At 74.0% G+C, this 25,839-nt stretch carries 29 protein-coding genes; 15 read left to right on the forward strand and 14 right to left on the reverse strand.

Annotation, left to right across the window (positions count from 1 at the left end; genetic code table 11):
• Positions 1–73: 73 nt before the first annotated feature.
• The gene (locus tag ACFYT9_RS03695; RefSeq protein ID WP_389160726.1) at positions 74–805 is read right to left on the reverse strand and encodes a cobalt-precorrin-6A reductase; all 732 of its coding nucleotides are present in this window, start codon (positions 803–805) and stop codon (positions 74–76) included.
• Between the two features lie 12 nt (positions 806–817).
• On the opposite strand from ACFYT9_RS03695, the gene ACFYT9_RS03700 reads away from it, so the two are divergent.
• Together ACFYT9_RS03700 and ACFYT9_RS03705 are read left to right on the forward strand one after the other, a co-directional pair.
• Positions 818–1,942, forward strand: coding sequence for a cobalt-precorrin-5B (C(1))-methyltransferase (locus ACFYT9_RS03700; RefSeq protein ID WP_389160728.1), 1,125 nt, complete (start codon positions 818–820; stop codon positions 1,940–1,942).
• A gap of 40 nt (positions 1,943–1,982) precedes the next feature.
• The gene (locus ACFYT9_RS03705; protein ID WP_389160729.1) at positions 1,983–2,537 is read left to right on the forward strand and encodes a GNAT family N-acetyltransferase; all 555 of its coding nucleotides are present in this window, start codon (positions 1,983–1,985) and stop codon (positions 2,535–2,537) included.
• Positions 2,538–2,642: 105 nt separating this feature from the next.
• On the opposite strand, the gene ACFYT9_RS03710 is transcribed toward ACFYT9_RS03705, so the two are convergent.
• From ACFYT9_RS03710 to ACFYT9_RS03720, 3 genes are all read right to left on the reverse strand, one after another.
• Positions 2,643–3,317 carry a nucleotidyl transferase AbiEii/AbiGii toxin family protein gene (locus ACFYT9_RS03710; protein ID WP_376595334.1) on the reverse strand — a complete coding sequence of 225 codons (675 nt, stop codon included), beginning with the start codon at positions 3,315–3,317 and terminating at the stop codon, positions 2,643–2,645.
• Positions 3,314–3,670, reverse strand: a complete 357-nt coding sequence (locus tag ACFYT9_RS03715; protein ID WP_043227430.1) for a hypothetical protein — start codon at positions 3,668–3,670, stop codon at positions 3,314–3,316. Before ACFYT9_RS03715 ends, ACFYT9_RS03710 begins: the two co-directional genes overlap by 4 nt.
• Before the next feature lie 71 nt (positions 3,671–3,741).
• Positions 3,742–4,425 carry a hypothetical protein gene (locus ACFYT9_RS03720; protein WP_389160731.1) on the reverse strand — a complete coding sequence of 228 codons (684 nt, stop codon included), beginning with the start codon at positions 4,423–4,425 and terminating at the stop codon, positions 3,742–3,744.
• Positions 4,426–4,516: 91 nt separating this feature from the next.
• Here ACFYT9_RS03720 and ACFYT9_RS03725 point away from each other — a divergent pair, with 91 nt between their 5' ends.
• The gene (locus tag ACFYT9_RS03725; protein WP_099895366.1) at positions 4,517–4,591 is read left to right on the forward strand and encodes a 50S ribosomal protein bL37; all 75 of its coding nucleotides are present in this window, start codon (positions 4,517–4,519) and stop codon (positions 4,589–4,591) included.
• A gap of 107 nt (positions 4,592–4,698) precedes the next feature.
• Here ACFYT9_RS03725 and cobM read toward each other — a convergent pair whose 3' ends face one another.
• The 3 genes from cobM to ACFYT9_RS03740 all read right to left on the reverse strand — a co-directional run bounded on the left by cobM (position 4,699) and on the right by ACFYT9_RS03740 (position 6,966).
• A complete protein-coding gene (cobM, locus tag ACFYT9_RS03730) occupies positions 4,699–5,448 on the reverse strand; it encodes a precorrin-4 C(11)-methyltransferase (RefSeq protein WP_389160733.1) in 750 nt (249 codons plus the stop codon).
• Positions 5,445–6,710 carry a precorrin-6y C5,15-methyltransferase (decarboxylating) subunit CbiE gene (gene cbiE, locus ACFYT9_RS03735; RefSeq protein ID WP_387273629.1) on the reverse strand — a complete coding sequence of 422 codons (1,266 nt, stop codon included), beginning with the start codon at positions 6,708–6,710 and terminating at the stop codon, positions 5,445–5,447. The genes cobM and cbiE overlap by 4 nt, the downstream gene beginning before the upstream one ends.
• 115 nt (positions 6,711–6,825) lie before the next feature.
• Complete coding sequence (locus tag ACFYT9_RS03740) at positions 6,826–6,966, reverse strand: DUF6126 family protein (protein WP_376595337.1); 141 nt, start codon at positions 6,964–6,966, stop codon at positions 6,826–6,828.
• 200 nt (positions 6,967–7,166) lie between these two features.
• On the opposite strand from ACFYT9_RS03740, the gene ACFYT9_RS03745 reads away from it, so the two are divergent.
• The 4 genes from ACFYT9_RS03745 (at position 7,167) to ACFYT9_RS03760 (ending at position 9,992) form a co-directional block, all read left to right on the forward strand.
• Positions 7,167–8,246, forward strand: a complete 1,080-nt coding sequence (locus ACFYT9_RS03745) for an LLM class flavin-dependent oxidoreductase (RefSeq protein ID WP_387273655.1) — start codon at positions 7,167–7,169, stop codon at positions 8,244–8,246.
• Positions 8,247–8,251: 5 nt separating this feature from the next.
• Entirely contained in the window at positions 8,252–8,881 is a 630-nt protein-coding gene (locus ACFYT9_RS03750) for an FMN reductase (protein ID WP_389161094.1), read from the forward strand.
• 52 nt (positions 8,882–8,933) lie between these two features.
• Complete coding sequence (locus ACFYT9_RS03755) at positions 8,934–9,371, forward strand: universal stress protein (protein ID WP_376595339.1); 438 nt, start codon at positions 8,934–8,936, stop codon at positions 9,369–9,371.
• Between the two features lie 249 nt (positions 9,372–9,620).
• Positions 9,621–9,992 (forward strand): VOC family protein, encoded by a 372-nt coding sequence (locus ACFYT9_RS03760; RefSeq protein ID WP_387273657.1) that lies wholly within the window; start codon positions 9,621–9,623, stop codon positions 9,990–9,992.
• Between the two features lie 41 nt (positions 9,993–10,033).
• Here the strand turns inward: ACFYT9_RS03760 and ACFYT9_RS03765 are convergent, their stop codons facing one another.
• The 6 genes from ACFYT9_RS03765 to ACFYT9_RS03790 form a co-directional block, all read right to left on the reverse strand.
• Positions 10,034–10,489, reverse strand: a complete 456-nt coding sequence (locus ACFYT9_RS03765; RefSeq protein ID WP_389160735.1) for a hypothetical protein — start codon at positions 10,487–10,489, stop codon at positions 10,034–10,036.
• A gap of 100 nt (positions 10,490–10,589) precedes the next feature.
• Complete coding sequence (locus ACFYT9_RS03770; protein WP_389160737.1) at positions 10,590–11,486, reverse strand: ABC transporter permease; 897 nt, start codon at positions 11,484–11,486, stop codon at positions 10,590–10,592.
• Complete coding sequence (locus ACFYT9_RS03775) at positions 11,483–12,454, reverse strand: ATP-binding cassette domain-containing protein (RefSeq protein ID WP_376595342.1); 972 nt, start codon at positions 12,452–12,454, stop codon at positions 11,483–11,485. The genes ACFYT9_RS03770 and ACFYT9_RS03775 overlap by 4 nt, the downstream gene beginning before the upstream one ends.
• Before the next feature lie 159 nt (positions 12,455–12,613).
• Positions 12,614–13,018 carry a hypothetical protein gene (locus ACFYT9_RS03780; protein WP_389160739.1) on the reverse strand — a complete coding sequence of 135 codons (405 nt, stop codon included), beginning with the start codon at positions 13,016–13,018 and terminating at the stop codon, positions 12,614–12,616.
• A gap of 74 nt (positions 13,019–13,092) precedes the next feature.
• Positions 13,093–13,500, reverse strand: a complete 408-nt coding sequence (locus ACFYT9_RS03785) for a RidA family protein (protein WP_389160741.1) — start codon at positions 13,498–13,500, stop codon at positions 13,093–13,095.
• Positions 13,501–13,604: 104 nt separating this feature from the next.
• A complete protein-coding gene (locus ACFYT9_RS03790) occupies positions 13,605–14,081 on the reverse strand; it encodes an RrF2 family transcriptional regulator (RefSeq protein ID WP_389160743.1) in 477 nt (158 codons plus the stop codon).
• 112 nt (positions 14,082–14,193) lie between these two features.
• On the opposite strand from ACFYT9_RS03790, the gene ACFYT9_RS03795 reads away from it, so the two are divergent.
• The 7 genes from ACFYT9_RS03795 to ACFYT9_RS03825 all read left to right on the forward strand — a co-directional run bounded on the left by ACFYT9_RS03795 (position 14,194) and on the right by ACFYT9_RS03825 (position 21,320).
• On the forward strand, positions 14,194–14,655 hold the full coding sequence (locus ACFYT9_RS03795) for a hypothetical protein (RefSeq protein ID WP_376595346.1): 462 nt from the start codon (positions 14,194–14,196) through the stop codon (positions 14,653–14,655).
• Positions 14,656–14,661: 6 nt separating this feature from the next.
• Complete coding sequence (locus ACFYT9_RS03800) at positions 14,662–15,153, forward strand: hypothetical protein (RefSeq protein WP_389160745.1); 492 nt, start codon at positions 14,662–14,664, stop codon at positions 15,151–15,153.
• A 4-nt stretch (positions 15,154–15,157) separates the two neighbouring features.
• Entirely contained in the window at positions 15,158–16,216 is a 1,059-nt protein-coding gene (locus tag ACFYT9_RS03805; protein ID WP_389160747.1) for an endonuclease/exonuclease/phosphatase family protein, read from the forward strand.
• Positions 16,217–16,233: 17 nt separating this feature from the next.
• The gene (locus ACFYT9_RS03810) at positions 16,234–16,470 is read left to right on the forward strand and encodes a DUF2630 family protein (RefSeq protein ID WP_376595349.1); all 237 of its coding nucleotides are present in this window, start codon (positions 16,234–16,236) and stop codon (positions 16,468–16,470) included.
• A 29-nt stretch (positions 16,471–16,499) separates the two neighbouring features.
• The gene (locus ACFYT9_RS03815) at positions 16,500–18,449 is read left to right on the forward strand and encodes an FUSC family protein (RefSeq protein WP_387273645.1); all 1,950 of its coding nucleotides are present in this window, start codon (positions 16,500–16,502) and stop codon (positions 18,447–18,449) included.
• Positions 18,450–18,803: 354 nt separating this feature from the next.
• Positions 18,804–20,273: an APC family permease gene (locus ACFYT9_RS03820; protein ID WP_389160750.1), complete on the forward strand. Its 1,470-nt coding sequence runs from the start codon at positions 18,804–18,806 to the stop codon at positions 20,271–20,273.
• A 57-nt stretch (positions 20,274–20,330) separates the two neighbouring features.
• On the forward strand, positions 20,331–21,320 hold the full coding sequence (locus tag ACFYT9_RS03825) for a hypothetical protein (RefSeq protein ID WP_389160751.1): 990 nt from the start codon (positions 20,331–20,333) through the stop codon (positions 21,318–21,320).
• Positions 21,321–21,399: 79 nt separating this feature from the next.
• Here the strand turns inward: ACFYT9_RS03825 and ACFYT9_RS03830 are convergent, their stop codons facing one another.
• A complete protein-coding gene (locus ACFYT9_RS03830; RefSeq protein ID WP_389160752.1) occupies positions 21,400–23,469 on the reverse strand; it encodes a PhoX family protein in 2,070 nt (689 codons plus the stop codon).
• Between the two features lie 237 nt (positions 23,470–23,706).
• On the opposite strand from ACFYT9_RS03830, the gene ACFYT9_RS03835 reads away from it, so the two are divergent.
• Positions 23,707–25,767: a VWA domain-containing protein gene (locus tag ACFYT9_RS03835; RefSeq protein WP_389160754.1), complete on the forward strand. Its 2,061-nt coding sequence runs from the start codon at positions 23,707–23,709 to the stop codon at positions 25,765–25,767.
• Positions 25,768–25,839: the final 72 nt, after the last annotated feature.

Raw genomic sequence — 25,839 nt, forward strand, 5'->3', positions numbered from 1 at the left:
GGCGAGGCGACCTGTCGCGGCGGAGGCTGTGCGGCCTGCCTCGCCGGTGGCTGTCCGGCCTGCCGCGGCGGAGCTATCGGCCGTGCCGCTCGGCCACCCAGGCCACCGCCTCCTCCGGGGTCGCCACCGTGGGTACGCCCTCCGGGACGGGCGGCCGGCGGACGACGACCACGGGGATGCCGGCCTCGCGGGCGGCGCTGAGCTTCGGGGCGGTCGCGGCGCCACCGGAGTCCTTCGTCACCAGGACGTCGATCCGGTGCCGGGCGATCAGCTCGCGCTCGCCGCCGAGGGTGAACGGCCCCCGATCCAGGAGGACTTCGGTCCGTGCGGGCATCGGCGCGTCCGGCGCGTCCACCGACCGCACCAGGAACCACTCGGGGCGCTCCGCGAAGACCGCGAGCCCCAGCCGGCCGGTGGTGAGGAACACCCGCCCGAAGCCGTCCAGAGCGCGGGCCGCCTCCTCCAGGGAGCCCACGTCACGCCAGTCGTCGCCCGGCCCCGGGACCCAGCCGGGACGGCGCAGCGCCAGCAGGGGAACATGGGCGGTGGCGGCCGCCCGGGCCGCGTTGAAGCTGATCCGCTCGGCGAAGGGATGGGTGGCGTCGATGACCGCGTCCACGGCGTGCTCGCGCAGCCACGCCGCGAGCCCGTCCGGCCCGCCGAACCCGCCGATCCGGACCTCGCCGGCCGGCAGCCGGGGCTCCGCCACCCGCCCCGCGAGCGAGCTGGTCACCCTCGTACCGGGATGGAGCAGCCCGGCCAGGGCGCGGGCCTCGGTCGTCCCTCCGAGAATGAGCACGTGCACAGGAGCCCCTTCGTGAGTACCGGCGGCGGGCGCGAGGCCCAACTCAAGCACACCGGTCTGCGGCCCGGCTGGACGACCGGTGCCTGTGCGACGGCCGCGACGACCGCCGCGTACACCGCCCTGCTCACCGGCGACTTCCCGGACCCGGTGACGATCACCCTGCCCAAGGGCCAGACGCCGGCCTTCGCCCTGACGGCGGAGTCGCTGGGCGGTGGCTCGGCGATGGCCGCCGTGGTGAAGGACGCGGGCGACGACCCGGACGTCACGCACGGCGCGGTGATCCGCTCGACGGTACGGCTCCTGCCGCCCGGTTCCGGCGTCGTGTTCCGCGCGGGCGAGGGCGTCGGCACGGTCACCCTCCCCGGTCTGCCGCTGGAGGTCGGCGAGCCGGCGATCAACCCGGTGCCGCGCCGGCTGATGCGCGAGCACGTGGCGGAGGTCGCGGCGGCGCACGGCGCCCCCGGGGACGTCGAGATCACGATCTCCGTCGACCACGGCGCCGAGATCGCCCGCTCCACCTGGAACCCCCGCATCGGCATCCTCGGCGGCCTGTCGATCCTCGGCACGACCGGCGTCGTCGTCCCGTACTCCTGCTCGGCCTGGATCGACTCCATCCGCCGGGGCGTGGACGTGGCCCGCGCCGGCGGCCTCACCCACGTCGCCGGCTGCACGGGCTCCACCTCCGAACGCACGGTCACCGGGCTCTACGACCTCCCGGAGATCGCCCTCCTCGACATGGGCGATTTCGCGGGCGCGGTCCTCAAGTACGTCCGCCGCCACCCGGTCGACCGCCTGACGGTCTGCGGCGGCTTCGCCAAGCTCTCCAAGCTCGCCGCCGGCCACCTGGACCTCCACTCGGCCCGCTCCCAGGTCGACAAGGGCTTCCTCGCCGAACTGGCCCGCGAGGCGGGCGCGGACCCGGCCCTCGTGGCGGAGATCGCCGCCGCCAACACGGGCCTGGCCGCCCTCCGGCTCTGCGAGGCGGCGGGCGTCCCCCTCGGCGACCGGGTCGCCGCCCGCGCCCGCGACGAGGCCCTCGCCGTCCTGCGCGGCGCCCCCGTGACGGTCGACGTCATCGCCATCGACCGCGCGGGCGCCGTGGTGGGCCGCTCCTCCCCGAAGGGGCCGGCGGCGTAAACCGGGCGACAGCCGGGACCGCCCCGCCGAGAATCCAGGGATGGCCGACTTCTCGAACAAGCCCACGCTGACCGGTGACCTCGTCACGCTCCGTCCCGTCACGGAGGACGACGTGCCCGCGCTGCTGCCGTTCTTCGAGGACGCGGAGGTCGCCCGGCTGACCGGCAGCCACCGCTCCTTCGACGAGCCCGCGCTGCGGGAGTGGTACGGCTCGCGGGGCGGGACCGACGACCGGCTGGACCTCGCCGTGGTGGAACGGGCGACGGGGCGGGTGGTCGGGGAGGCCGTGCTCAACGAGTGGGACCCCGACAACGAGAGCTGCGCCTTCCGGATCGCCTTCGTCCCGGCCGCCTTCGGCCGGGGGCTCGGGACGGAGGCGACGCGGCTGATCGTCGGGCACGCCTTCGAGGGGCTGGGGCTGTACCGGGTGTGGCTGGAGGTGTACGCCTTCAACCCGCGCGCCCGCCGCGCCTACGAGAAGGCCGGCTTCACGCCGGAGGGCGTGCTGCGCGGGGCCCTGCTGTGGGAGGGGGAGCGGGTGGACGCGACGGTGATGTCGGTGCTGGCGCCGGAGTGGGCGGCGGCGCGCGGCTGAGCGGGCGGCGTTCCGGCGCCGGACCGGGGGCGGGCCGAGCCGGGCGGCGTCACACGCCGGAGCGGGGGCCTAGCCGGGTGGCGTCGCGCGCCGGGGCGGGCACGGTCAGGGGTCGTCCTGTGGCGGGGTGCCTTCGAGGAGGCGTTCGCCGATGTCGTCGGCCCAGCGCTGGGCCCAGGCGCGCAGGTCCCGGATCCGGTGCTCGTCGAGGCCGTGCGCGGTGAACTCGTCGTCGTCGATCCACTCCGCGCCGGCGAGCTTCGTCTGGAGTTCCTCCAGGTCGAAGGCGTCCCGGGCGTGCTGCCTGCCCAGTTCCTCCAGTTCCTCGTGGCTCCAGCGGTCGGCCGCCGCTCGGACGTCGACGAGGTCCCGGGCCATGCCCCGGTCCGCGAGGGCGCGGACCTTCGTGCCGACCACGTCCCGCAGGGACAGCAGCAGTCCGAAGTCGCGCCGTTCGGGAGGGCCGCACAGCACTTCCTTGAGGACGTCGACCTCGCACTCCTCGCCGGTGGCCGGGTCGGTGACGATCAGCCGGGCGGTGAGCGGGTCGGTCTCCAGGGTCCGCACCAGCCAGCCGCCGGCCTCCAGCGCGGCCCGCAGGTGGGCGGCGATCTCCGGCATCGGCCGGGGGTTCTCGGTGGCGACGTCGAGGTCCCGGCTCAGCCGGTCGACCAGGCCGTGCGCCTGCACGGCGTAGCCGCCGGTCAGGACGAGCGGGTACTCGGTGCCCGCCGCGAGGACGTCGTCGAGGAGGCGGCGGTGCAGCTCGGTGAGGTTCACCCCGCGCGCCCGGCGACGGCCACCGGTGCCAGCTCGTGGAAGGCGTCCTCCCAGACGACGCGCAGGTCCTTGCTGACGAGGGTGCGCAGGACGGGCCACAGCTCGACGAGGAGGTCCCGGTTGAGGTGCCGGACGAGGTCGTCGTGGCCGCCCTCGGCGAGGACGGTGCGGTAGCAGCTCATCCGCAGCCGGGGCCGGTCGAGGTCGTACTCGGTCAGCCCGGACCAGGCCAGGTGCAGGGGAAGCCGGACCGACCCGTGCCCGGGTCCGCGCAGTGCGGACAGGTCGGTGGGGAGCCGTCGTGCGTACCGTTCGCGCCGTACCTCGGAGACGGTCGCCGTCTCGTGTGCCATGCCTCCGATTATCCCCGCGCGCGACCGTCCCGGGGGCAACACGCGGCACCTCCGTCACGGGCGGGTTCCCGTCAGGGGCGGGGCGGCGGGAAGCCGATCTCCGCGATGTCCTCGGCGAGGTCCGTGAGGGTCGCCGCCGGGTTGAGGGCCGTCACGACCTCCGGGGTCAGCGGGCGCAGGGCGAGGACGTGGCGGACGGCTTCGAGCGGGACGTCGGTCTCGTAGTACTCGGCGGCCCAGGTGGCGTACGCCTCGGGGGTGCGGTCCAGGAGGAGGTGGAGGAGGCGGCCGGAGCCGTCCGGGTCCGGGTGGTCGTCCAGATCGGGGAAGGCGACCTGGCCGGTGTGCCAGGCGGTGTCGGCGGGCTCGCGCCACAGGCAGGCGGTGGTGACGTGGACGTCGTCCTCGTCGAGGAAGGCGGGCTCGGTCAGGTACTCGGAGAAGGCGTCCGGGACGCCGTCGAGGACCCCGGGCCAGGTCGCGCCGTCCGCGAGCGGCCCGTACGGGCTCAGCGGCGACTCGTGGTCGAAGACGCGGGCGAAGGCCCCCGCCGGGGAGAGGACGATCGTGTACTCGCCGCCCTGGCCGTCCTTCATCGACGCCAGCTGCTCGGTGTCGGACCAGTGCGCGTCGAAGGAGTAGTACCGGCCCTCCCAGGCGGGGCTCAGCACGGCGTCCAGCATTGCGAGGCCCCGGGAGTGGTCGCGCAGTTCCTCGATGCCCGGCAGTGCCCGGGCCGTGTCGTAGACGGTCATGGGTTCCATTGAAGGGGGTCGCGCCGACATGCGGGGCACCGCCCCCGAACCTACGCTGGCCACGACGCAACCCCGCGAGAGAGGGAGTCCGATGGCGAAGCGCGGCAACAAGAAGCGGGCTCGCAAGAAGAAGAAGGCGAACCACGGCAAGCGGCCCAACGCCTGAGCCGTGACGACGACGGAGGCCGGGCCGGACGGGTCCGGCCTCCGGTGCGTCGGCGGGTGTGACGGTCGCGGGCCGGGTCGTAGAGGTGGCGGTCGCGGGCCCGCGCGTCAGCAGGTGTGGCGGTCGCGGGCCGGGTCGTAGAGGTGGCTGTCGCGGAACTCGGAGGCGGCGAGGGTGCGGCCGACGATGATCACGGCGGTCCTGGTGATGCCGGCCTCCTTCACCTGGCCGGCGATGTCCGCGAGGGTGCCGCGCAGGACGAGCTCGTCGGGGCGGCTGGCCATGGCAACGACGGCGGCGGGGCAGTCGGCGCCGTAGTGGGGGACGAGCTCGGAGACGATCCGGTCGGCGTAGCGGGCGCCGAGGTGGAGGACGAGCAGGGCGCCGCTGCGGCCGAGGGTGGCGAGGTCCTCGCCCTCCGGCATGGGGGTGGCCTGCTGGGCGATGCGGGTGAGGATGACGGTCTGGCCGACCGTGGGGACGGTGAGTTCCCGCTTGAGGGCGGCGGCCGCGGCGGCGAAGGCCGGGACGCCGGGCACGACCTCGTAGGGGATGCCGGCCGCGTCGAGCCGTCGCATCTGCTCGGCCATGGCGCTGAAGACGGACGGGTCGCCGGAGTGGAGGCGGGCGACGTCCTGGCCGGCCTCGTGGGCGGCGGCGATCTCCGCGACGATGCCGTCCAGGTCCATCCGCGCCGTGTCGACGAGCCTCGCGCCGGGCGGGCACTCGGCGAGCAGTTCACGCGGGACGAGGGAGCCGGCGTAGAGGCAGACCCCGCAGGCCGCGAGGGTGCGGGCGCCGCGCACGGTGATGAGGTCGGCGGCGCCGGGGCCCGCTCCGATGAAGTAGACGGTCATCCCTCTTCAGAACCTTTCGTTACGGACCACTGGGTCACGGGCATCGCCGTACGCCAGCCGGTGAAGCCGCCGACGGGCACGGCGGCGGAGACGGCGAGCCGGACCAGTTCGCCGCCGTGGCGGCGGTAGCGGTCGGCGAGCAGGGCCTCGGATTCGAGCGTCACGGTGTTGGCGACGAGCCGGCCGCCCGCGGGCAGCGCGTCCCAGCAGGCGTCGATCAGGCCGGGGGCGGTGAGCCCGCCGCCGATGAAGACGGCGTCGGGGACGGGCAGGCCGGCGAGGGCGGCGGGGGCCGGGCCGGTGACCACGCGCAGGGCCGGTACGCCGAGGGCGGCGGCGTTGCGGGTGATCCGCGCGGCCCGCTCGGGGGACTTCTCGACGGCGATCGCCCGGCAGTCGCGGTGGGCCCGCATCCACTCGACGCCGATGGAGCCGGAGCCGCCGCCGACGTCCCAGAGGAGTTCTCCGGGGGCGGGGGCGAGGGCGGCGAGCGTGGCGGCGCGGACGTACCGCTTGGTGAGCTGCCCGTCGTGCTCGTACGCCTCGTCGGGGAGGCCGGGCGTGGTGCCGAGCCGGAGGGTGCCGGGGTCGCGGACGCAGTCGAGGGCGAGGACGTGGAGGGCGTCGGTGCGCTCGTGCGGCCAGTCGGCGGCGGTGGCGTCGAGGAGTCGTTCGGCGGGGCCGCCGAGCTGTTCGAGGACCCGGATCCTGGTGCCGCCCCACCCGGCCTCGCGGAGCAGCGCCGCGACCCGGGCGGGGGTCTCGGGGCCCTCGCCGAGGAGGAGGAGCCGGCGCCCGGGGTGGAGGGCGGCGCGGAGCGCGTCGAGCGGCCGGGCGACGAGCGAGAGCGTGTCGACGGCCTCCAGCGGCCAGCCGAGGCGGGCGCAGGCGTACGAGACGGAGGAGGGGTGCGGGCGGACGTCGAGGCGGTCCGGGCCGGCGGTCTCGGCGAGGGTGCGGGCGATGCCGTAGAAGGACGGGTCGCCGCTGGCGAGCACGGCGATCGCGCGGCCCGCGTGGGCGGCGAGCAGACCGGGGACGGCGGGGCGGAGCGGGGACGGCCAGGCGATCCGCTCGCCCGGGCAGGCGTCCCCGGGGAGGAGGTCCAGCTGTCGGGGGCCGCCGAGCAGCACGTCGGCGGCGCGCAGGACCCGGCGGGAGCCCTCGGGGAGCCCGTCCCAGCCGTCCGCGCCGATGCCGACGACCGCCAGGGGGGTGTCCGGGGCGTGCGCGGCGTCGAGGGGGGCGTTCGCGGCGTTCACGTCCGGGACTCTACGTGAGGGCCGCAGGTCGGCGGCGTGTGGCGGCGCTCACGTCAGGGAGGCGCTCACGTCAGGACGGGGCCCACGTCAGGGCGGGGCCTCGGGGGCTGGGTCGTCACTTCTGGGCGTTCTGTCCGACGTAGAAGAGGATCCAGACGAAGCCGGCGAAGGCGTGGGTGGCGAAGACGTACACGAAGACGCGGAGCATCACGCCCCGCTCCTTCCAGCTCTCGCTGTCGTGCGCCTTCTCGGTCATGGGGCCCAGGGTACGACGGCGACGGGCACGGAACGCGGGGCGGGAGGGTCCGGAACGAGGGCCCGGGAGCGCGGGGCGGCAGGGTCCGGAACAGGGCCCGGCAGCGCGGCCCAGGAGCGCGGAATAGGGAGGTGGCTGGCATCGTTGGACGGGATAGTTTAAGCTTCAACCACTACCGAGGAACGCGAGAGGTGACCACGATGCAGTTCGGGATCTTCACCGTCGGCGACGTGACGACCGACCCCACCACCGGCCGCACCCCCTCCGAGCACGAGCGCATCAAGAACACGGTCGCCATCGCGCTCAAGGCGGAGGAGGTCGGGCTCGACGTCTTCGCGACCGGCGAGCACCACAACCCGCCGTTCGTCCCGTCCTCCCCGACCACCCTCCTCGGCCACATCGCGGCCCGCACGGAGAACCTGGTCCTCTCCACGTCCACGACGCTCATCACCACCAACGACCCGGTGAAGATCGCCGAGGACTACGCCACCCTCCAGCACCTCGCCGACGGGCGGGTGGACCTGATGATGGGCCGGGGCAACACCGGGCCGGTCTACCCGTGGTTCGGTCAGGACATCCGCCAGGGCATCCCGCTCGCCATCGAGAACTACGCGCTCCTCCACAAGCTGTGGAGGGAGGACGTGGTCGACTGGGAGGGCAAGTTCCGCACCGCGCTCCAGGGCTTCACGTCCACCCCGCGCCCGCTCGACGGCGTCCCGCCGTTCGTCTGGCACGGCTCCATCCGCTCGCCGGAGATCGCCGAGCAGGCCGCGTACTACGGCGACGGCTTCTTCGCCAACCACATCTTCTGGCCCAAGCAGCACACCGAGAAGATGGTCCGGCTCTACCGGCAGCGGTACGCGCACTACGGGCACGGCACGGAGGAGCAGGCGATCGTCGGCCTCGGCGGCCAGGTCTTCATACGGAAGAACTCGCAGGACGCGGTACGGGAGTTCCGCCCGTACTTCGACAACGCGCCGGTCTACGGCCACGGCCCCTCCCTGGAGGAGTTCAGCAGCCAGACCCCGCTGACCGTCGGCTCCCCGCAGGAGGTCATCGAGCGGACCCTCTCCTTCCGCGAGTACGTCGGCGACTACCAGCGCCAGCTCTTCCTCGTCGACCACGCCGGGCTGCCGCTCAAGACGGTCCTGGAACAGCTCGACATCCTCGGCGAGGAGGTCGTCCCCGTCCTCCGCAAGGAGTTCGCGAACCTCCGCCCCGCCGGCGTCCCCGCCACCGCCCCGCTCCACCCCGCCGTCTCGCAGAAGAAGGAGGCGTGACCGCCGTGCGTACGCTCAAGCTGGTCGCCGTCTCGGCCGGCCTCAGCAGCCCCTCCTCCACCCGGCTCCTCGCCGACCGGCTCGTCCAGGCCGCCCGCTACCGGCTCGCCGAGCAGGAGTACGCGGTCGACGTCGAGGTCGTCGAGGTGCGGGACCTCGCCGTGGACATCGCGAAGCACCTCGTCACCGGCTTCCCGTCGGAGGCGCTGGGCAAGGCGATCGACGCGGTGACCGGCGCGGACGGCGTCATCGCGGTGACGCCCGTCTTCACCGCCTCCTACAGCGGCCTGTTCAAGTCCTTCTTCGACCTGATCGACCCGGCCGCCCTCACCGGTACGCCGGTCCTCCTCGGCGCGACCGGCGGCACCGCCCGCCACTCCCTCGTCCTCGACCACGCCCTGCGCCCCCTCTTCGCCTACCTGCGGGCCCGGGTCGCCCCGACCGCCGTGTACGCCGCCTCCGAGGACTGGGGCAGCGGCGGCGACGAGTACACCGAGGGCCTGCCGCACCGGATCACCCGGGCGGGCGAGGAGTTCGCGGAGCTGGTCGCCGCGGCGGCCGACCGGAAGGACCGGGCGGAGGAGGACGTCTTCGTCCCCTTCGAGAAGCAACTGGCCGACCTTCGGCTCGATTGACCGGTTTGTTAGGTTGTGGGAGGTAGTTCCCGACGACGGACGGAGGTCGGCGATGGCCGGCGGCAGGATCGTGGTGGGCGTGGACGGCTCGGAACCGTCCCTGAAGGCGCTGAAGTGGGCGGCGGCCCAGGCCGCCCTCACCGGGGACACGCTCCACGCGGTGATCAGCTGGGAGTACCCGGCGTCCTGGGCGACGCTGATGCCGGGCGTGCCGCCCGAGTTCGACCCGGAACGGCTCGCCAAGCAGATCCTCGACCAGTCCCTGGAGCAGGCCCTCACGCCGGAGCAGGCGGCCGCGACCACCCGCACGGTCGTCGGCGGCAACGCGGCGCAGGCGCTGGTGGACCAGGCGGCGGGCGCGGAGCTGCTGGTGGTCGGGGACCGGGGCTACAGCGGCTTCAAGGCGGCCGTCCTGGGCTCGGTCTCCACCAACGTCACCCAGCACGCCCCCTGCCCGGTGGTGGTCGTCCGCGCCCACGAGGCCGCGTAGCGCCGGGGGGCGCTGGGTCCGGAGGGCCGCTGGCTCCGGGGGACCGCTGGCTCCGGAGGGGCCGCGCCCGGGCCGGCCGGCCCCGCTGCGCGCCCGTGCTCGGACCGAGCGCGGGCGCGTACGCGTGTACGCGCGCGCCGGCACCGCACCCGCGCACCCGGGGCGGGGGCGGGGCCCCGGCGGTCACTCCCGCGCCCGCTCCGCCGTGCGGCGGGCTCCGCCCCGACCGAGGATGCCCTCATGGGCACCATGGACATCAAACTCGAACTGATCGGCGTCCCCGTCACCGACGTCGACCGCGCCAAGACCTTCTACGAGCAGGTCGGCTTCCACGCCGACCACGACGTGACCGTCAGCGAGGACATCCGCTTCGTGCAGATGACCCCGCCCGGGTCGGCCTGCTCGATCGCCTTCGGGAAGGGGATCACGCAGATGCCCCCCGGTTCCCTCGACAACATGCAGGTCTGCGTGGACGACATCGAGCGGGCCCACGCCGAACTGACCGGCCGCGGCATCGACGTCGGCGAGATCGACGACCAGCCCTGGGGCTCGTTCGTGTACTTCACGGACCCGGACGGCAACCGCTGGGCGGTCCAGCAGAAGGCCCCCAGGAACCGGTGACGCGCGGGGGGACCGACAGCCAACGGATTCCCCCTCCCCCATCACGGCCCTCGGAGACCGTCGAGCGCGCCCACGGCCGCACGGATGTGGCCCGGCCCGCCCCCCGACGGGCTCCCGGCGCACCACCAGGAGAGCAGCCCCTCCACGTCGCGCGCGTGCATGCCCAGGTCGTGTTCGGCACACAGGGGCCACGCCCGCCACAGGCACTCGGCGACGGTCTCCTGGGCGGCGTCGGCGACGATCGCCAGGGCCTGGGCGGAGTCCTCGGGCGCTTCCGGGTACAGATGACCGCCGTGCCACTCGCCGTCGTCCAGGGCGACGTGGACGCGCTCCGGCTCGCCCGCCTCGCAGGGGGGCTCGGCCAGCAGTCGCAGCGGTCCCTGCTCGGGCAGGGTCGCGGCCAGGTCCTCATTGAGGACCGCGAGGGCCGCGTCCCACAAGGGGTACTCGCCTCGCGAGACCGGACGGGCTTCGGGTGGATCGGCAGGAGCACGCATGGGGCCATCCTCGGCCACGGCCACGGCCGAGGCCGTGGCCCCGATCGCGCGCGGCCCCGTCACCGCCTCGGCTTCTCCTCCCGGCCCGCCGGGCTCTCCCTCACTTGCGGTTGTAGAGCCGCATGGTCACCGCGCCGAACACGGCCACGAAGACCGCCGACCACCCCAGCGACCAGGCGATGTCCGCCGCGGGCCAGTTGCCGGCCATCAACTCCCGTACCGCCGTCGCCAGGTGGGTCACCGGGCTGTTGTTCACGAAGGCCTGGAGCCAGCCCGGCATGGTCTTCGGGTCGACGAAGACGTTGGAGAGGAAGGTCAGCGGGAAGATCACCATCATGCTGACGCCCATGACGGACTTCTCGCTGCGCAGCAGCAGCCCGAACATGGTCCAGATCCACGAGAACGCGAACGAGAAGACCAGCAGCAGTGCCACCCCGAGCAGCACGCCCACGATCCCGCCGTCCGGGCGGTAGCCGATGAGAAGGCCGACGCTCAGCATCACGGCGGAGGCGATCACATAGCGCACGACGTCGCCGAGGAGGTAGCCGACCATCGGGGCGGGCCGCCAGATCGGCAGGGTGCGGAAGCGGTCGAAGACGCCCTTCTCGATGTCGGTGTTGACCGAGATGCCCGTGTACATCGTGATCATGACGACGGACATCACGAGGATGCCGGGCAGCAGGAACTGGATGTACTCCGTGACCGACCCGGCCAGCGCGCCTCCGAAGAGGTACGTGTACATCAGCACCATCATGATCGGGAACGCGGTCACGTCGAACAGCTGCTCCGGCACGTGCTTGATCTTCAGCATGGCCCGCCAGCCGAAGGTGAGCGACGCGGAGAGCGCGCTGGGCCGCGGTGGCCGGCTCTTCCCGACGAGCAGGGCGGCGAGTTCGTCGACGCGCGGCGCGGCGAACTCGGTGCCGGTGGCCGCGATGTCGGTCGTTCCAGTGCCGGTCGTGTCGGTCGTGTCGGTCGAGGTGGTGCCGGTACTCATGCGGCCGGCCCCTTCCGGTCGGTGAGGGCGAGGAAGACCTCGTCCAGACTCGGCTGGCCGAGGGCGAAGTTGTCGACGGTGATCCCGGCGCGGGCCAGTTCGGCGAGGGCGCGGGCGGCCTGTTCGGCGGCACCGAGGTCGGTGCCGTGGCCGTTGACGGTCGCGGTGAGGGCGACCGGGTCGGGGTCGAGCTGGACGGATGCCTTGAGGGCGGTGGTGAGGACCCGTTCGGCTTCCGGCCGCTGCTCCGCGTCCCGGAGCCGTACGTGGACGGAGCCCGAGCCCACCGACGCCTTCAGCTCGCCCTTGGTGCCCTCCGCGATCACCTTGCCGTGGTCGATGACGGCGATCCGGGAGGCGAGCTGGTCGGCCTCGTCGAGGTACTGGGTGGTGAGGAGGACGGTCGTGCCCTGGGCGACGACGGCCCGCACGATGTCCCACACCTGATTGCGGCTGCGCGGGTCGAGGCCGGTGGTCGGCTCGTCGAGGAAGAGCAGGTCGGGGGTGTTGAGGATGGACGCGGCGATGTCGATACGGCGCCGCATGCCGCCCGAGTAGTTCTTGACCTGCCGGTCCGCCGCCTCCGCGAGCCCGAACGCGCCGAGCAGCTGCTCGGCCCGGTCGCGGGCCTCGGGCCGGCCGTGCCCGAGGAGCCGGGCGAGGAGGACCAGGTTCTCGCTGCCGGTCAGGTCCTCGTCGACGGAGGCGTATTGGCCGGTGAGGCTGACGCGGCCCCGGACGGTGTCGGCCTCCGCGACGACGTCGTGCCCGAAGACGCGGGCGCTGCCGGCATCGGGGCGGAGGAGGGTGGCGAGCATCTTCACGGCGGTGGTCTTTCCGGCGCCGTTGGGTCCGAGCAGGCCGTAGACGGTGCCGGCCGGGACGCGGAGGTCGACGCCGTCGACGGCCCTGTTCTTCCCGAACGTCTTGACGAGACCTTCGGTCTCGATGGCCGCGCCCTCGCTCATGCCGCCTCCCTCGAACCCTCCCCAGTCTCCCCCGCGCCCCGCCGCACCGCACCCGCGCGGCGGGAGCCGCCCGCGTCACGGGCAGGCGCCGCCGCAGGCACGGCACGTCCGTCACAGCACGTCCGTCACCGCACGGGCAGCGCGGAGGTGGAGGCGGTATCAGTACGGCGCCGGACGCCCGGCCGCGTCCTCGTGCGTGTAGTAGAGGTAGAACATCCCCGCCGTGACCGCCGCGCCCATGGCCAGCCCCAGCCCGCTCGACGACAGCACGCTCGCTCCCGACAGGCTGAAGAGGAACCCGGTCGCACCGCCGACGAGCGCGCCCCACGCCGGCGCGCGCAGCTCGCGCCGCAGCCTGTGGCCGTAGGTGCGGAGCGCGTACACGCCTCCGCCGAGGAGGACCGCGGAGACGATCCCGAGCCAGAGCTGGCCCCAGGTCAGCGCTCCGCCGTGCCGCGAGACGGTCGAGGTGTAGAGGCCGTAGGCGATGCCGATGACGGCGGGCAGGACGGCGCCGTGCAGGTTCACGTGGCGCCGGGCGGGTACCGCTGCGTGTGCGGCCATGGCGGAGGCTCCTTCGTGTCGTCCCCCCGCTGCACCCTCCAGGGCACACCCGCCACCCGCCCGCCGCAAGTGGATCAGGACGCGGGCCGCACCGCCACCGCGTCGATCTCGAACAGCATGCCCGGCAGCGCCAGCGAGGCGACCCCGCTGAGGGTCTGCGCCGGCAGCCGCTCCCCGAACGCCTCGTGCAGCGCCTTCCCCAGCACCTCCAGCTTGCCGAGGTCGTGGTCGACGACGTACGAGCCGAGCCGCACGACGTGCTCGAAGCCGAGCCCGACGCCTTCGAGGGCGTGCCGCAGGTTGGTGAGGGAGCGCGCGACCTGGTCGGCGAAGTCGCCGGGGACGGGCGCGCCGGTGACGTCGGAGGCGTACTGCCCGCCGACGAAGACGAGCTCCCCGGGGGCGGAGGCGGCGTGGCTGTAGCCGAAGGGGGTGGGGTCGTGGAGGGTGGGCGGGTTGGTGAGGGTGCGCTGATCAGCCATGACGGATCGTTCCTTCCACAGACGAGCGACAGAGGGGCACTTCTCGGTATTTCTCGACGTTCAATATCCAGAATGAGCGGGTGGAGCGCGACGCACAGGCCCCGTCACCCCACGTTCGCGAACCACCGCCGGATCCGCTCCGGAGCGTCCGGCGCCTGTTCCTCGGCGCGTGCGCGGACCCCGTCCAGGGTCTGGGCGGCGAGTTCGCGGCGCCAGGCCAGTTCGGCGCGGCCCATCGCGCCGGCGATGGCGCACTCTGCGGCGTACCCGCCCGCGGGACCCGCCCCGGGCCCCTGCCGGCGGATCTCCGTGCAGCGGAAGGCTTCTTCGGGGCCTTCCACGGCGGTGACGACATCCATGAGGGTGATCCGGTCGAGGCCGCGCGCGAGCCGGAAGCCGCCCTTGGGGCCGGAGACGGAGCTGAGGATGCCGGCCCGGACGAGGGCCTGGAGCTGCTTGTTGAGATAGGCGGCGGGCAGCTCGTGGTAGGCGGCGAGCCGCGCGGCGGTGACCGCCCGGCCGGGCCCGATCCAGGCCAGGTTGAGGCAGCTGTGGAGCGCCCATTCCACGCCTTCGTTCATCCTCATAATCCTGGACCTTACACATCCAGAATAAGAGAGGCAAGGGAAAGGCGATCACCCGTCCGGACCAACCAGAAGGTCGAAATCATCCGATTACTCCCACGATGGGGCCATGAGCCAGAACAGCACACCTCCGCGCCCGGACTCCGCCCCCCGTTCCCGCCCGTCGGGCACGTCGAGCACCTCCGGGGCGTGGGCCTCCGGCGGCACGCTCTTCGCGGGTGTCCTCATGCTGGTCACCGGCATCATGGACGTCTTCCAGGGCATCGCCGGGATCGCCGAGGACGACATCTACACCCGCGTCGGCGACTACGTCTTCAAGTTCAACCTCACCACCTGGGGCTGGATCCACCTGATCATCGGCATCGTCGTCGCGATCGCCGGCTACGGGATCCTCAAGGGCGCCGAGTGGGGCCGGGTCGCCGGTATCTGCCTGGCGTCCCTGAACCTCCTCTCGCAGTTCCTCTTCCTGCCCTACCAGCCGTGGTGGGCGCTCTTCTCCATGGCCATCTCGATCTTCGTGATCTGGGCCCTCGCCACGGACGACGCGTACGGCCCCGGCGAACGGTACTGACCGGCGATGACCCCACGACCACGGGAACGAGGGGCACGAGGAGCACCGGGCCGGCCACGGAGACGGCGACCGGCCGCCCTCGCTCTCACCCTCACCCTCGCCCTCGCCGTCACCGGCGCGACGACCGGCTGCGACGCCGCCAAGGAGACCGCCGGCGACATCGTCTCCTCGGCGACCGCCGCCGTCGCCTCGGCCGCGCAGCAGAAGATGGACGAGATCAAGGACGGCGTGAACGCCGCCGGCGACGTGAAGGCCGGACCCACCTCCGTCGACGGCGACCGCACGATCGCCACGATCACGGCCACCAACCCCAAGGACAAGACCGCCGACTACACGGTCATGGTGATCTTCCGGGACGGCGGCGGGAACCTCCTCGACACGGTCGTCCTCACCATCGACGGCGTCGGAGCCGGAACCTCCAAGTCCGGTACGACACGCAGCAATCGGACGCTCGGCGGGGCGACGACCGCGGAGATCGCCCAGGCCCTGCGACACTGAGGACGTGGACCGAGCAGCCCTGACCACGTCGCCCGGCACGACCCCGCCCGCGACACCGACCGCACCCACCACACCCGCCGCACCGCCCTCGCCACCCCTCCGGCCCAGGCACCGCGACCGCGCGCTCGCCTGGGCCGCGGGGCTGCTCCTTTCCGTCCCCGCGGCCGTCGCCGCCTGCCGGGCACTGGACGAGGACGGCATCACCCCCTTCCCCCAGCTGCTCTCCTTCCTCCCCTGGCTGACCGTCCCCGCCGGTCTGGGGCTGCTGCTCGCGGCGGCCGCCCGCCGCCGGACGCTGGCCTTCGTCGCGGTGCTCGTCCTCACCGGCACCGCCTGGGCGTCACTGCCGTACACCCCGACGCTCGTCACCCCGTACGGCCCCTCACTCGCCCGGATCCGCGTCATCGCCGCGAACGTCGAGTTCGGGCAGGCCACCGGCTCCCTCATCGCCCTCGCGCGCCGGGAGCGACCCCAGCTCCTGTACGTCTCCGAGTGCGACCCCGCCTGCGGGCGCGCCCTCACCACCGCCCTGACCGGCCTGCTCCCGCACCGGGTCTCCGTCGACGCGGAGGGCTCCGCCGGTTCCGTCCTGCTCAGCGCCTACCCGCTCCGGGACCGGTCCGTCGTCCCCTCCACCATGGGCATGCCCGGCGCCACCGCGACCGTCGCGGGGCGGTCCGTACGGCTCCAGCTCGCCCACCCGATGCCGCCCCTCCCCGGCCAGGTCGGCCTCTGGAAGACCGAGCTGGCCCGCCTCCGGGACGAGGTGGCGGCCCGTCCGTCCGACGAGTCCCTGATCGTCGCCGGCGACTTCAACGCCTCCCAGGACCACGCCGCCTTCCGCTCCGTCGCCGCCGCCGGCTTCCTGCGCGACGCCGCCCGCGCCACCGGCGCCTCCCGCACCCCCACCTGGCCCGCCGAGGGCCCCCTGCCGCCCTATGTCCAGATCGACCACGTCCTCACCACCACCGACCTCGTCGCCGGGGCCACCCGCTTCCCGTCCCTCCCCGGCAGCGACCACCGCGCCGTCGTCGCCGACCTCGACCTGCAGGAAGGACGCTGATCGGCGACGCTGGGAGCATGGACAACGAGCAGATCCTCGACGACATCGGAGCGCTCGTGGAGGAGGAACGCGCCCTCCGCAGCCGCACCGGCGGCCTCCCCCCGGAGGAACTCGAACGCCTCGCCGCCCTGGAGGTCCGCCTCGACCAGTGCTGGGACCTGCTCCGCCAGCGCCGCGCCAAGGCCGAGTTCGGCGAAGACCCCGACACCGCCGCCCTCCGCCCCGCCGCGGAGGTCGAGTCCTACCGCAACTGACTCCCGCGCCGCCCGCGTAAGTTGGACGCATGGCACGCCCCGCAGGATCCGTACGCCTCGCTCCTCCCGCGTGGCTGACCGCAGGTCTCCGGCCCGCACCGGCGCCCATCCCGTGGGCCGCCGTCGTGCGGGCCTCGCTCGCGCTGTCGCTGCCGCTGGCGGTGGGCCTGGCCGTGGGGGAGCCGGCGTACGGGGCGCTCGTGTCGATGGGGGCGCTGTCGGGGGTCATCGGCGACACCGCCGACGCGTACCGGATGCGGGTCTTCAACATCGCCGTCCCGCAGCTGTTCGGCGCGCTCGGGGTGACGCTCGGGACGCTCGTCTTCGGGCAGGGGTGGCTCGCGGTGGTGACGCTGACGCTGGTCGCGCTCGTCTCGGGGATGATCTCCTCGATCGGCGCGGTCGCTTCCGCCTCCGGACTGCTGCTGCTCCTGAACGCCGTGGTCGGCGCCGGTCTGCCGATGCCGGAGCCGTGGTGGAAGGCGCCGCTGCTGCTGACCGCGGGCGGACTCGTGGTGCTGGTCCTCACGCTGCTCGGCTGGCCGCTGCGGCGGGCCGCGCCGGAGCGGGCCGCGGTGGCCGCCACCTACCGGACGGTCGCCGAACTGTACGAGGCCGCGGGCTCGGAGGCGTACCAGGAGAAGCGGCACGCGGTCACCGCCTCGCTCAACCAGTCGTACGACCTGATCCTGGCCCGCCGCACCCGCCAGCACGGCCGCACCACCTCGCTGGCCCGGCTGCTCGCCCAGCTCAACGTGCTGGTGCCGCTGCTCGAGGCGGCGCCCGCCGCCGACCTGCGGGTCCGCCTGTACGGGCCGCTGCCGGCCGCCGTCGCCGCCACCGTCCGCGACCTCGCCGACGCGGTCGAGAGCGGCCGGACCGAGCGCCCCGAGCTGGTCCTCCCGCCGTCCACCCGCCCCGCGGAGAAGGCCGTCGAGCACGCCCTCCGGCACGCCGCCACCGTCGTCCACGAGGCCGAACCCGACCCCTACAACGTCGACGACCGCCTCGGCCGGCCCGCCTCGCTCACCGTCCGCGCCCGCCGCGCCGCCCGCACGATGCTGCTCTCCGAGCCGTCCTGGCGGTACGGGCTCCGCCTCGCGCTGTGCATCGGCCTCGCCCAGGCCCTGGTGTCGCTGGTCGCCGTGCCGCGCTCGTACTGGGTGGCGCTCACCGTCACCTTCGTGATGAAGCCGGACTTCGGCTCGGTGTTCTCGCGGGCCGTGCTGCGCGCCGTCGGCACCTGCCTGGGGCTCGTCTCCGCCGCGCTGGTCCTCGCCGAGGTGCCCCGCGGCTGGTGGGACGTGCCGGTGATGATGGTGCTCGCCGCGCTCATCCCGGCCTTCTCCGCGAAGGGTTACGCCTTCCAGACGGCGGCCATCACCCCCGTCATCCTGCTGCTCTCCGACGCCCTCAACCAGCAGGGCTTCGACCTCGTCCTGCCCCGCCTCTACGACTCCCTCATCGGCTGTGCCATCGCGCTGATCGCCGGGTACCTGCTGTGGCCGGAGTCCTGGCACAGCCGGATCGGCGACCGGCTCGCCGACGCCGTCGCCGACTCGGCCGCGTACGTGGACCGCGCGTTCGGAGCCGACGCCGACGCGGGACGGCTGCGGGCCCGCCGCAAGCTGTACCGGGACCTGTCGGCGGTCCGCTCCGAGTTCCAGCGCGCCCTGACCGAGCCGCCGCCGACCGGCACCCGCGCCGCCGCCTGGTGGCCGCTGGCCATCGCCGTCGAACGGATCGTGGACGCCACCACGGCCGCCCGGATCCGGGTGGCGCACGGCGCCGCCCCGCCGGACCCGAAGGAGGTGACGGAGGTGGCGCGGGAGCTGCGCGAACTCGCCGAGGGACTGCGGGCGACCGACACCCTCTTCGCCGTCCGCGCCGAGCTGCCGGACGACGAGGACGGCGTCCTCGCACCGCTCCGCCAGGAGGTGCGCGCGGCCCGCGCGATCGCCGGTCCCGAGCTGCGTTAGCCCCCTTCGAGGCGGTGGCAAACCCCTTCCGCGACCGTACGCGGGGCGCGGGGAAGGACTTACCGGCGGTCACGGAACGGAACCCTCCTGCCACCGTTACCGGAATCCACCGGGACGACTACGATGCGCTCGACCGCCCCGACGTGATCAGCGCCCACTCCCCTGCCCGCGCCCACCTCCGGCCGGCCGCCCGGCCCGCCGAACGGGCCACTTCGCCCCGCCCCGCCGCCATCCCCGCCGCCATCCCCGCCGTCACCCCCGCACCTTTCGCACCCTCCGCACCCTCCTCACCCTCCTCACCCTCCGTCGTCCGGAACCCCCCACACCCGCTCCCAGGACTCCGAGGACACCGCCATGCGCACGACCACGAGCAGAGGGCTCCAGCCCAATGTCCTCGGCACCTTCGACACGATCGTCATGGCCGTCGCGGGCAGCGCCCCCGCGTACTCGCTCGCCGCGACGACCGCCGTGCTCTTCGGGGCGGTCGGGCTCGCGGGGCCCGCCGCGCTGCTGTACTGCGCGATACCCATGTTCGGCATCGTCCTCGCCTACGCCCGCCTCGGCCGGATCGACGTCAACGCGGGCGCCGGCTACTCGTGGGTGGGCCGCACGCTCCACCCCTTCCTGGGCTTCCTCTCCGGCTGGGCGCTGGTCCTCGCGGCGACCGTGTTCATGGTGGCGGGCTCGCTGCCGGCCGGGGCGCTGACCCTCGCCCTCTTCGACGCGGACCTCGCCGCCTCCACTCCGCTGGCCGCCGCCGTCGGCGCCTGCTGGTTCCTGCTGATGCTCGGCGTCGTGCTGGGCGGCGCCCGGCTCACCGTACGGGCCCAACTCCTCATGTCCGGGATCGAGATGGCGATCCTGCTGACCTTCGTCCTCGCGGCCGTCGCCCACCGCGGCCGGGCGGTCGCCTTCGACTGGTCCTGGTTCGGCCTCGGGCACTTCCACGGGCCGGAGGGCTTCGCGGCGGGCGCGCTGATCGCCGCGTTCTACTACTGGGGCTGGGACGTCACCAGCAACCTCAGCGAGGAGACCCGGAACAGCCGTCGGACGGCCGGGCTGGCCGCGCTGGTCGGCGTCGGTTTCGTCTTCGTCCTCTTCGTGGCGTTCACCGTCGCGGTGAACGTGCTGCTGCCCGCCGACCGGATCCTCGCCGCGGGACCGAACGTCCTCGCCGTCCTCGGCCAGGAGATCTGGCCCGGCGTCGGCGGGAAGCTGCTCGTCGTCGCCGTGATCCTGTCCACGGTCGCGACCCTGGAGACGACCCTGCTCCAGGTGACCCGCTCGCTCTTCGCGATGGGCCGCGACCGGACCCTGCCCGCGGCCCTCGGCCGGGTCCACCGCCGCTGGAACACCCCGTGGGTCGCGGTCGTCGCCGTCGGCGCCGCCGCCCTCGTCCTCTTCGCCGCCGCGGCCTCCGCCGGCTCCGTGCAGCGGATCCTGCGGGACGCGGTCTCCGCGATCGGCCTCCAGATCGCCTTCTACTACGGCCTGGCGGGCATCGCCGCCGCCGTCGCGTACAAGTCGCTGCTGCTGCGCTCCGCGAAGAACCTGCTGCTGGGCGGGGTGTGGCCGCTGCTCGGCTCCGCGTTCATGCTGTGGGTGTTCGTCGAGTCGCTGGGCGAGCTGTCCACCACCGCCCTCACCATCGGCCTCGGCGGGCTCGCCGTCGGCGTCGTCCCGATGACGGTGTACTGGCGCAAGGGCAGCGACTACTACCGGCCCGCCCGCCTGGACGCCTCCCGCGCCCTCGCCGCCGCCGACGAGTCGGCCCCGGCCTCCCCGCACACCCGCAGGGACAAGAGCTACGCCACGGATTTCTGACGAACCGTTCTCCTCCACCCCTCCTCTCTTCAGAGGTACCGACCGAAGGAGGTCCTCATGGGCGTACGCCGACGCGCCCTCAGACGGTCCCGCGGAGAGCGGTTCACGCCTGATTTCGACCCGGACTACGGTGACCGCGCGCTGACGGAGGCCCGCCACGACATCGTGATCGGCCGCTGGCAGGGCGTGCGCGACCTGATCGCCGCGACCGGCGACGACTGGGCCCGCCGCACCCACCGGATCCGGCTGCTCTCGCACGCCGCCGCCGGCAGCTCCACCGTCGAGACGTGGCGGGCCGCCGAGCCCCACAGCGCCGACGCGGCGGTACTGCGGGCCGCGACCGAGGTGGTACGGGTCTTCGACGCGGCCATCGCGGCCGGCCGGGGCGCCGCCGTGGACCGGTCCCGGCTCGACGCCGCCGTGGACGCCTGCCGGAGCGCGGCGGACGCGGCCCCCGCCGACCCGATGCCCTGGGTGTCGCTGCTGTCGGTCGCCCGGCTGTACGAGGGCGGGGTGCAGCGCCGCGAACTGCGCTACTGGTTCGACGAGCTGCGCCGCCGCGACCCGTACAACACCGAGGGCCACGTGCAGGTCCTGCGCTACCTGTCGGCGCGCTGGCACGGCACCCACGGCTCGATGTACGACTTCGCGCGGGACGCGGCGGGGGTGGCGCCGCCCGGCTCCGCGCTGCCGGTCCTGGTGCAGGTGGCGCGGGTCGAGGAGTACCGCTACATCGCGGACGGGGCGCTGGGACGCGGCCCGGTGCGCGGCTTCGACCAGCACTGGAAGCACGAGCTGGCGGTCACCGAGCTGCGCCGCACCTACGACCGCTGGATCGGCGGCCGGGACCCCTCCCGGCCGGTCGCGCCGGAAGAGGTCGGAGACCTCAACTTCCTCGCCCACGCCGCCTGCTACGCGGGCCAGGTGGAGCCGGCCCGTGAGCTGCTCGGCCTGCTCGGGAACCGCGCGGCGTGGGTGCCGTGGGCGTACACGGGCGACCCGGAGGACCAGTTCGTCCGCTTCCGGGAGGGCCTGGGGGTCGGCTGACCGCCCCCAGGCCGCCCGGGCCTCGGCCTCCCGGGCCCCGGCTCCCCGGGCCTGACGGGCCTTGTGGTTCCGGCGCCGGTCAGACGCCGATGTCGCGGCCGTCGTTGCGCCAGACGGCGACGACGGACGGGCGGACGATCTTGCCGGGGCCGTCGGGCCAGGCGGAGGCGGGGTTCTCGACGGTGGCGCCGTCGAGCTCGCCCGGGTGCTGCACGGCGACCAGGACGCGGCGGTCCTGGATGATCGGGCCGCAGGTCTCGGCGCCCCGGGGGACGGTGAGGAACTGCTTCAGCTCGCCGCGGCGCTCGCCGTGGGTGGCGACGCCGAACAGGCCGTCGTGGGTGCCCAGGGCGTTGCCGTCGGTGGAGATCCACAGGTTGCCGTGCGGGTCGAAGGCCACGTTGTCCGGGCAGGAGATCGGGGAGACCTTCTCCTTCGGGTAGCCGGCGAAGTAGGTGGCCGGGTCGTTCGGGTCGCCGGCGACGAGGAAGAGGCGCCAGGCGAAGCCGTCCGAGGTCGGGTCGTCCCAGTGCTCGGCGAGCTCCAGGACCTGGCCGTGCTTGTTGAGGTTGCGCGGGTTGGCCTCGTCGACACCGGGGTTGGTGCCCTTGCCGCGGTTGGTGTTGTTCGTCAGGGCGACGTAGACGCGGCCGGTGCGCGGCGACGGCTCGACGTCCTCGGGGCGGTCCATCTTCGTGGCGCCGACCTTGTCCCCGGCGAGGCGGGTGAAGACGAAGACCTCTTCGGCGGTCATGCCGGGCACGTGCGAGACGGCGCCCTTCGGGCCGGCCGTGGCCAGCGGGATCCAGGTGCCGGAACCGTCGAACTCGCCGTCGTTGGGGAGCTTGCCGGTGCCGTCGATCTCGGCGGCCGGGGAGTCGCCGGTCAGCTTGGCGACGTAGAGCGTGCCCTCGTCGAGCAGGGTGAGGTTGTGGGCGTGGGCCCGGCGGGAGTCGCCCTTCATCATCCGCTTCGAGGAGACGAACTTGTAGAAGTAGTCGAACCGCTCGTCGTCGCCCATGTAGACGACCGGGCGGCCGTCGGCGGTCAGGCGCGGCTGGGCGGCCTCGTGCTTGAACCGGCCGAGCGCGGTGCGCTTGCGGGGCGTGGACTCCGGGTCGTACGGGTCGAGCTCGACGACCCAGCCGAAGCGGTGGATCTCGTTCGGCTCCTGCGCGAGGTCGAAGCGCTTGTCGAACCGCTCCCACTTGCGCTCGGAGGCACCGGTGCCGACGCCGTAGCGCTTGTCCGTGGCGGACGAGCCGTTGGCAAAGTACTGGTTGAAGTTCTCCTCGCCGGACAGGATGGTGCCCCACGGGGTGGTGCCGCCCGCGCAGTTGTTGAGCGTGCCGAGGACGGTACGGCCCCGGGGGTCGGCGGAGGTCCGGACGAGCGCGGAACCGGCGACCGGACCGGTCAGCTCGAACTCGCTGCCGGTGTGGAGCCGGCGGTTCAGGTAGTGGCGGGAGACCGGGGTGAGCTTGCCGGTACGGCGCTCCTCCTGCACCACGACGACGGAGAGGCCGTGCGCGGCCCAGGCTATCTCCACCTGCTCGCGGGTCGGGTTGGCGGCGTCGTACCCGCGGAACATCAGCTGCTCGTCGGTGTACTCGTGGTTGGCGACGAGCACCTGCCGGCCGTACTCCCGGTGCAGCGGCAGCAGGGAGAGGAAGTCGTTGTTGTAACCGAACTGGCCCGCCTGCGCCTTGGCGGTCTGCTTCTCGGCGTCGAAGGCGGGGGTGCCGCGGAGGATCGGCTCGCCCCACCGGATGACGACGTTCTGCCCGTACCCGGACGGGACGGTGACCTGGTCGGCGGTGTTCGGCGCGACCGGCGCGAAGCGGAGGCCGCGGGCGCCGTCGGTCTTGGGGGCGGGCCAGTGGGGCTTGTGCCCGCCGTGCGCCTGCGCCTCGGGCGCTCCGGCGACGACCAGCGAGCCGCCGGCGGCGGAGGCCACGGTCACGACGGCGGCGGCCCGCAGCGCGGAACGGCGGGACAGGACACCGGCGATGACGTCACCGACGTACTCGTTGTCGCTGGTGTTCGGCACTTCCTGGAAGCAGGCGTCACCGCAACGGAACCGGCAGGTGAGCGCGGAACGACCGCCCGCGTGGGAGTGGGAGCCGATCATCGGCAGCAGCTTGCGCACTTCGTCCTCCTCCGGCGCAGAAGTGCGCCGACATGGTGTCGGGAATCCATCCGGCCGCGACGGTATGTGCGCACATCTGCACGCGGGCGGCGGCGGAATGAACGCCGGATGAATGAGCGGCAACCGTGACCGACGGGGTCCCGAGAACCGGAGGACGTGGCCGCTAACCTTACGTGTCCGCCCTGGCCAGGGATGAAGGACGCATACCGCATCCAACTCATGCGAAAGGGTTCGCCCATGGGTATTCGGAGCTTGCTGCGCAAGGTGTTCGGCCGTGACCGCGAAGATCACGCGACCCCTTCCGTCCCGCCCCAGTCCCGCGAACCCGGTGACGCGCCCGCCCCCGCGCAGGACCGGGCCCCGGAGCCCGTCGAAGCGCCGGAGCCGGCCGCCACTCCGGCGCCCGCCGCGGAGGTCCCCGAGGACGCCGCGCGCAGGACCGCCGACGCGATGGTGGCCGCCGCCTTCGACAACCCCCAGATCCCCAAGGCCCGCACGGCCACGGCGGAAGCGGAACCGGAACCGGCCACGAAGCCCACGGAGCCGACGCCCGCGCCGAAGTCCGCCCCCGAGGCGACGGAGTCGACCCCGGAGCCGACCGCCGAAGCGGCGGAGGCGGCGGCCGACGCGGCCGAGAAGGCGCCGGAGGCCGTGGCCGACGCCGAGGAGTCGGCGCCGGAGGCCGTGGCCGACGCCGCCGAGACTGAGGCGGTCCCGGGCACGGACACCGTGAAGCCGGAGGCGGCGGAAGCGGCGGAGGTGGAGACCGAGGCGACCGCCGAGGCCGAGCCGGCACCGGTGACCACCGCCGCAGCCGAGACGGAGCCGTCCGAGCCCGCCCCGACGGCGGAGGCCACCGAGGTACCCGCCGACGCGGATGCGGAGCCGGGCACCGGCGCGGAGCCGGAAGCGGCCACGACCGCCGAGACGAAGCCGGAGGGCGACGCCGTCGAGGCCGCGCCGCAGGCGCAGGCCGAGGCGGCCACCGAGGCGGAGCCGCAGACGGAGGCCGCCGCCCAGGCGGAGCCGCAGGCCGCCGACGTAGAGGCCGCCCCGCATGCGGTGGGCGCTGCGAGCGAGACGGCCGCCGCGGACGGGGCCGCCGAGGCGGAGCCGACGGTCGTCGTCACGGACGAGACCTCCCCCGCCGCCCCGGCCGACGCGGCCGACACCGTCGAAGCCGCCCCGGCGGAGCCGACGGTCGTCGTCACGGACGAGACCGCCCCGGCCGCCGCCGCCCCGGCGGACGCGGAGCCGGAGGCCGGCACCGTCGAGGCCGCGCCGGAGGCGCCGGCCGAGGCGGCCACCGGCACGGTGGCGGAGGCGACCGCCGAAGCGGACGCCGTCGCCACGGGCGAGGACACCGCCGTGGAGGCGGAGTCCGAGGCCGGTACGGACGCGCCCGAGGCGACCGCGGAGGCGCAGCCGGAGGCTGTGGCCGACGCAGCGGCGTCGGAGCCCGCCGCCACCGCCGACGCGGAGTCCGCGCCGACGGCCGGAGCCGACGACGACGAGACCGCGCAGGTGGAGCCGGCAGCCGCCGCGGACGTCCCCGCCCAGGCGGAGCCGGTGGCGGCGCTCGCGGACGAGGCCGCGCCGGAGGCGGAGGGGGTCGCCCCCTCCGAGGCCGCGGGCCGCAAGTCCGCCCTCTCGCTCGCGCGCGTCAAGGGCGTCGCGCCGCAGCTCGCGGAGGCGTACAAGGCCGCGGGTGGTGTGCTGCGGAAGGAGGGGCTGGAGGGGGCCCGGGCCCAGGTGTACCTGGTGGTCGACCGGTCCGGGTCGATGCGCGGGTACTTCAAGGACGGCTCCGTGCAGCGCCTCGCCGAGCAGGCCGTCGCGCTCGCCGCGCACCTGGACGAGGAGGCGACGGTGACCACCGTCTTCTTCTCGACCGACATCGACGGGGTCGTCGACCTCACCCCCGCCGACCTCACCCCCACCCGCGTCGAGGAGATCAACGCCGGTCTCGGCCGTCTCGGCCGGACGAACTACCACCGTGCCGTCGAGGAGGTCCTGGCCCACCACGAGAAGGCGGACCCGGCCCGCCCGGCGCTGGTGATCTTCCAGACGGACGGCGCCCCCGAGTCCCGTACCGCCGCGACGCAGGCCCTCGCGGAGGCCGCCGGCCGGCCGGTGCACTGGCGGTTCACCGCCTGGGGCGAGGAGGACGGCAAGGCGTTCGACTACCTGCGGAAGCTCACCGCGGACCGTACCGCCACGCACTTCGCGGGCCCGGCGCCGGTCGAGACCCCGCACGCGGAGTTCTACCGGGGCGTCGTCACCGGCCTGTCCCTGTAGCCCCTCCGGAAGCCCCGGCTCCGCCCCCTGCTCCCGACTCGCTCGATGTGAGTGGATCTTCGTACGCCCGTT

The organism is Streptomyces sp. NPDC004435 (assembly GCF_042873895.1).
Lineage (GTDB): Bacteria > Actinomycetota > Actinomycetes > Streptomycetales > Streptomycetaceae > Streptomyces.

What these genes read in the sequence shown, in the direction of transcription:
- ACFYT9_RS03705 (WP_389160729.1), top strand. Translation starts at nt 1,983, where the DNA reads ATGGCCGACTTCTCGAACAAGCCCACGCTGACCGGTGACCTCGTCACG.
- ACFYT9_RS03715 (WP_043227430.1), bottom strand. Translation starts at nt 3,670, where the DNA reads ATGGCACACGAGACGGCGACCGTCTCCGAGGTACGGCGCGAACGGTAC.
- ACFYT9_RS03720 (WP_389160731.1), bottom strand. Translation starts at nt 4,425, where the DNA reads ATGACCGTCTACGACACGGCCCGGGCACTGCCGGGCATCGAGGAACTG.
- cobM (WP_389160733.1), bottom strand. Translation starts at nt 5,448, where the DNA reads ATGACCGTCTACTTCATCGGAGCGGGCCCCGGCGCCGCCGACCTCATC.
- ACFYT9_RS03740 (WP_376595337.1), bottom strand. Translation starts at nt 6,966, where the DNA reads ATGACCGAGAAGGCGCACGACAGCGAGAGCTGGAAGGAGCGGGGCGTG.
- ACFYT9_RS03745 (WP_387273655.1), top strand. Translation starts at nt 7,167, where the DNA reads ATGCAGTTCGGGATCTTCACCGTCGGCGACGTGACGACCGACCCCACC.
- ACFYT9_RS03755 (WP_376595339.1), top strand. Translation starts at nt 8,934, where the DNA reads ATGGCCGGCGGCAGGATCGTGGTGGGCGTGGACGGCTCGGAACCGTCC.
- ACFYT9_RS03760 (WP_387273657.1), top strand. Translation starts at nt 9,621, where the DNA reads ATGGACATCAAACTCGAACTGATCGGCGTCCCCGTCACCGACGTCGAC.
- ACFYT9_RS03765 (WP_389160735.1), bottom strand. Translation starts at nt 10,489, where the DNA reads ATGCGTGCTCCTGCCGATCCACCCGAAGCCCGTCCGGTCTCGCGAGGC.
- ACFYT9_RS03770 (WP_389160737.1), bottom strand. Translation starts at nt 11,486, where the DNA reads ATGAGTACCGGCACCACCTCGACCGACACGACCGACACGACCGGCACT.
- ACFYT9_RS03775 (WP_376595342.1), bottom strand. Translation starts at nt 12,454, where the DNA reads ATGAGCGAGGGCGCGGCCATCGAGACCGAAGGTCTCGTCAAGACGTTC.
- ACFYT9_RS03780 (WP_389160739.1), bottom strand. Translation starts at nt 13,018, where the DNA reads ATGGCCGCACACGCAGCGGTACCCGCCCGGCGCCACGTGAACCTGCAC.
- ACFYT9_RS03785 (WP_389160741.1), bottom strand. Translation starts at nt 13,500, where the DNA reads ATGGCTGATCAGCGCACCCTCACCAACCCGCCCACCCTCCACGACCCC.
- ACFYT9_RS03790 (WP_389160743.1), bottom strand. Translation starts at nt 14,081, where the DNA reads ATGAACGAAGGCGTGGAATGGGCGCTCCACAGCTGCCTCAACCTGGCC.
- ACFYT9_RS03795 (WP_376595346.1), top strand. Translation starts at nt 14,194, where the DNA reads ATGAGCCAGAACAGCACACCTCCGCGCCCGGACTCCGCCCCCCGTTCC.
- ACFYT9_RS03800 (WP_389160745.1), top strand. Translation starts at nt 14,662, where the DNA reads ATGACCCCACGACCACGGGAACGAGGGGCACGAGGAGCACCGGGCCGG.
- ACFYT9_RS03810 (WP_376595349.1), top strand. Translation starts at nt 16,234, where the DNA reads ATGGACAACGAGCAGATCCTCGACGACATCGGAGCGCTCGTGGAGGAG.
- ACFYT9_RS03815 (WP_387273645.1), top strand. Translation starts at nt 16,500, where the DNA reads ATGGCACGCCCCGCAGGATCCGTACGCCTCGCTCCTCCCGCGTGGCTG.
- ACFYT9_RS03820 (WP_389160750.1), top strand. Translation starts at nt 18,804, where the DNA reads ATGCGCACGACCACGAGCAGAGGGCTCCAGCCCAATGTCCTCGGCACC.
- ACFYT9_RS03825 (WP_389160751.1), top strand. Translation starts at nt 20,331, where the DNA reads ATGGGCGTACGCCGACGCGCCCTCAGACGGTCCCGCGGAGAGCGGTTC.
- ACFYT9_RS03835 (WP_389160754.1), top strand. Translation starts at nt 23,707, where the DNA reads ATGGGTATTCGGAGCTTGCTGCGCAAGGTGTTCGGCCGTGACCGCGAA.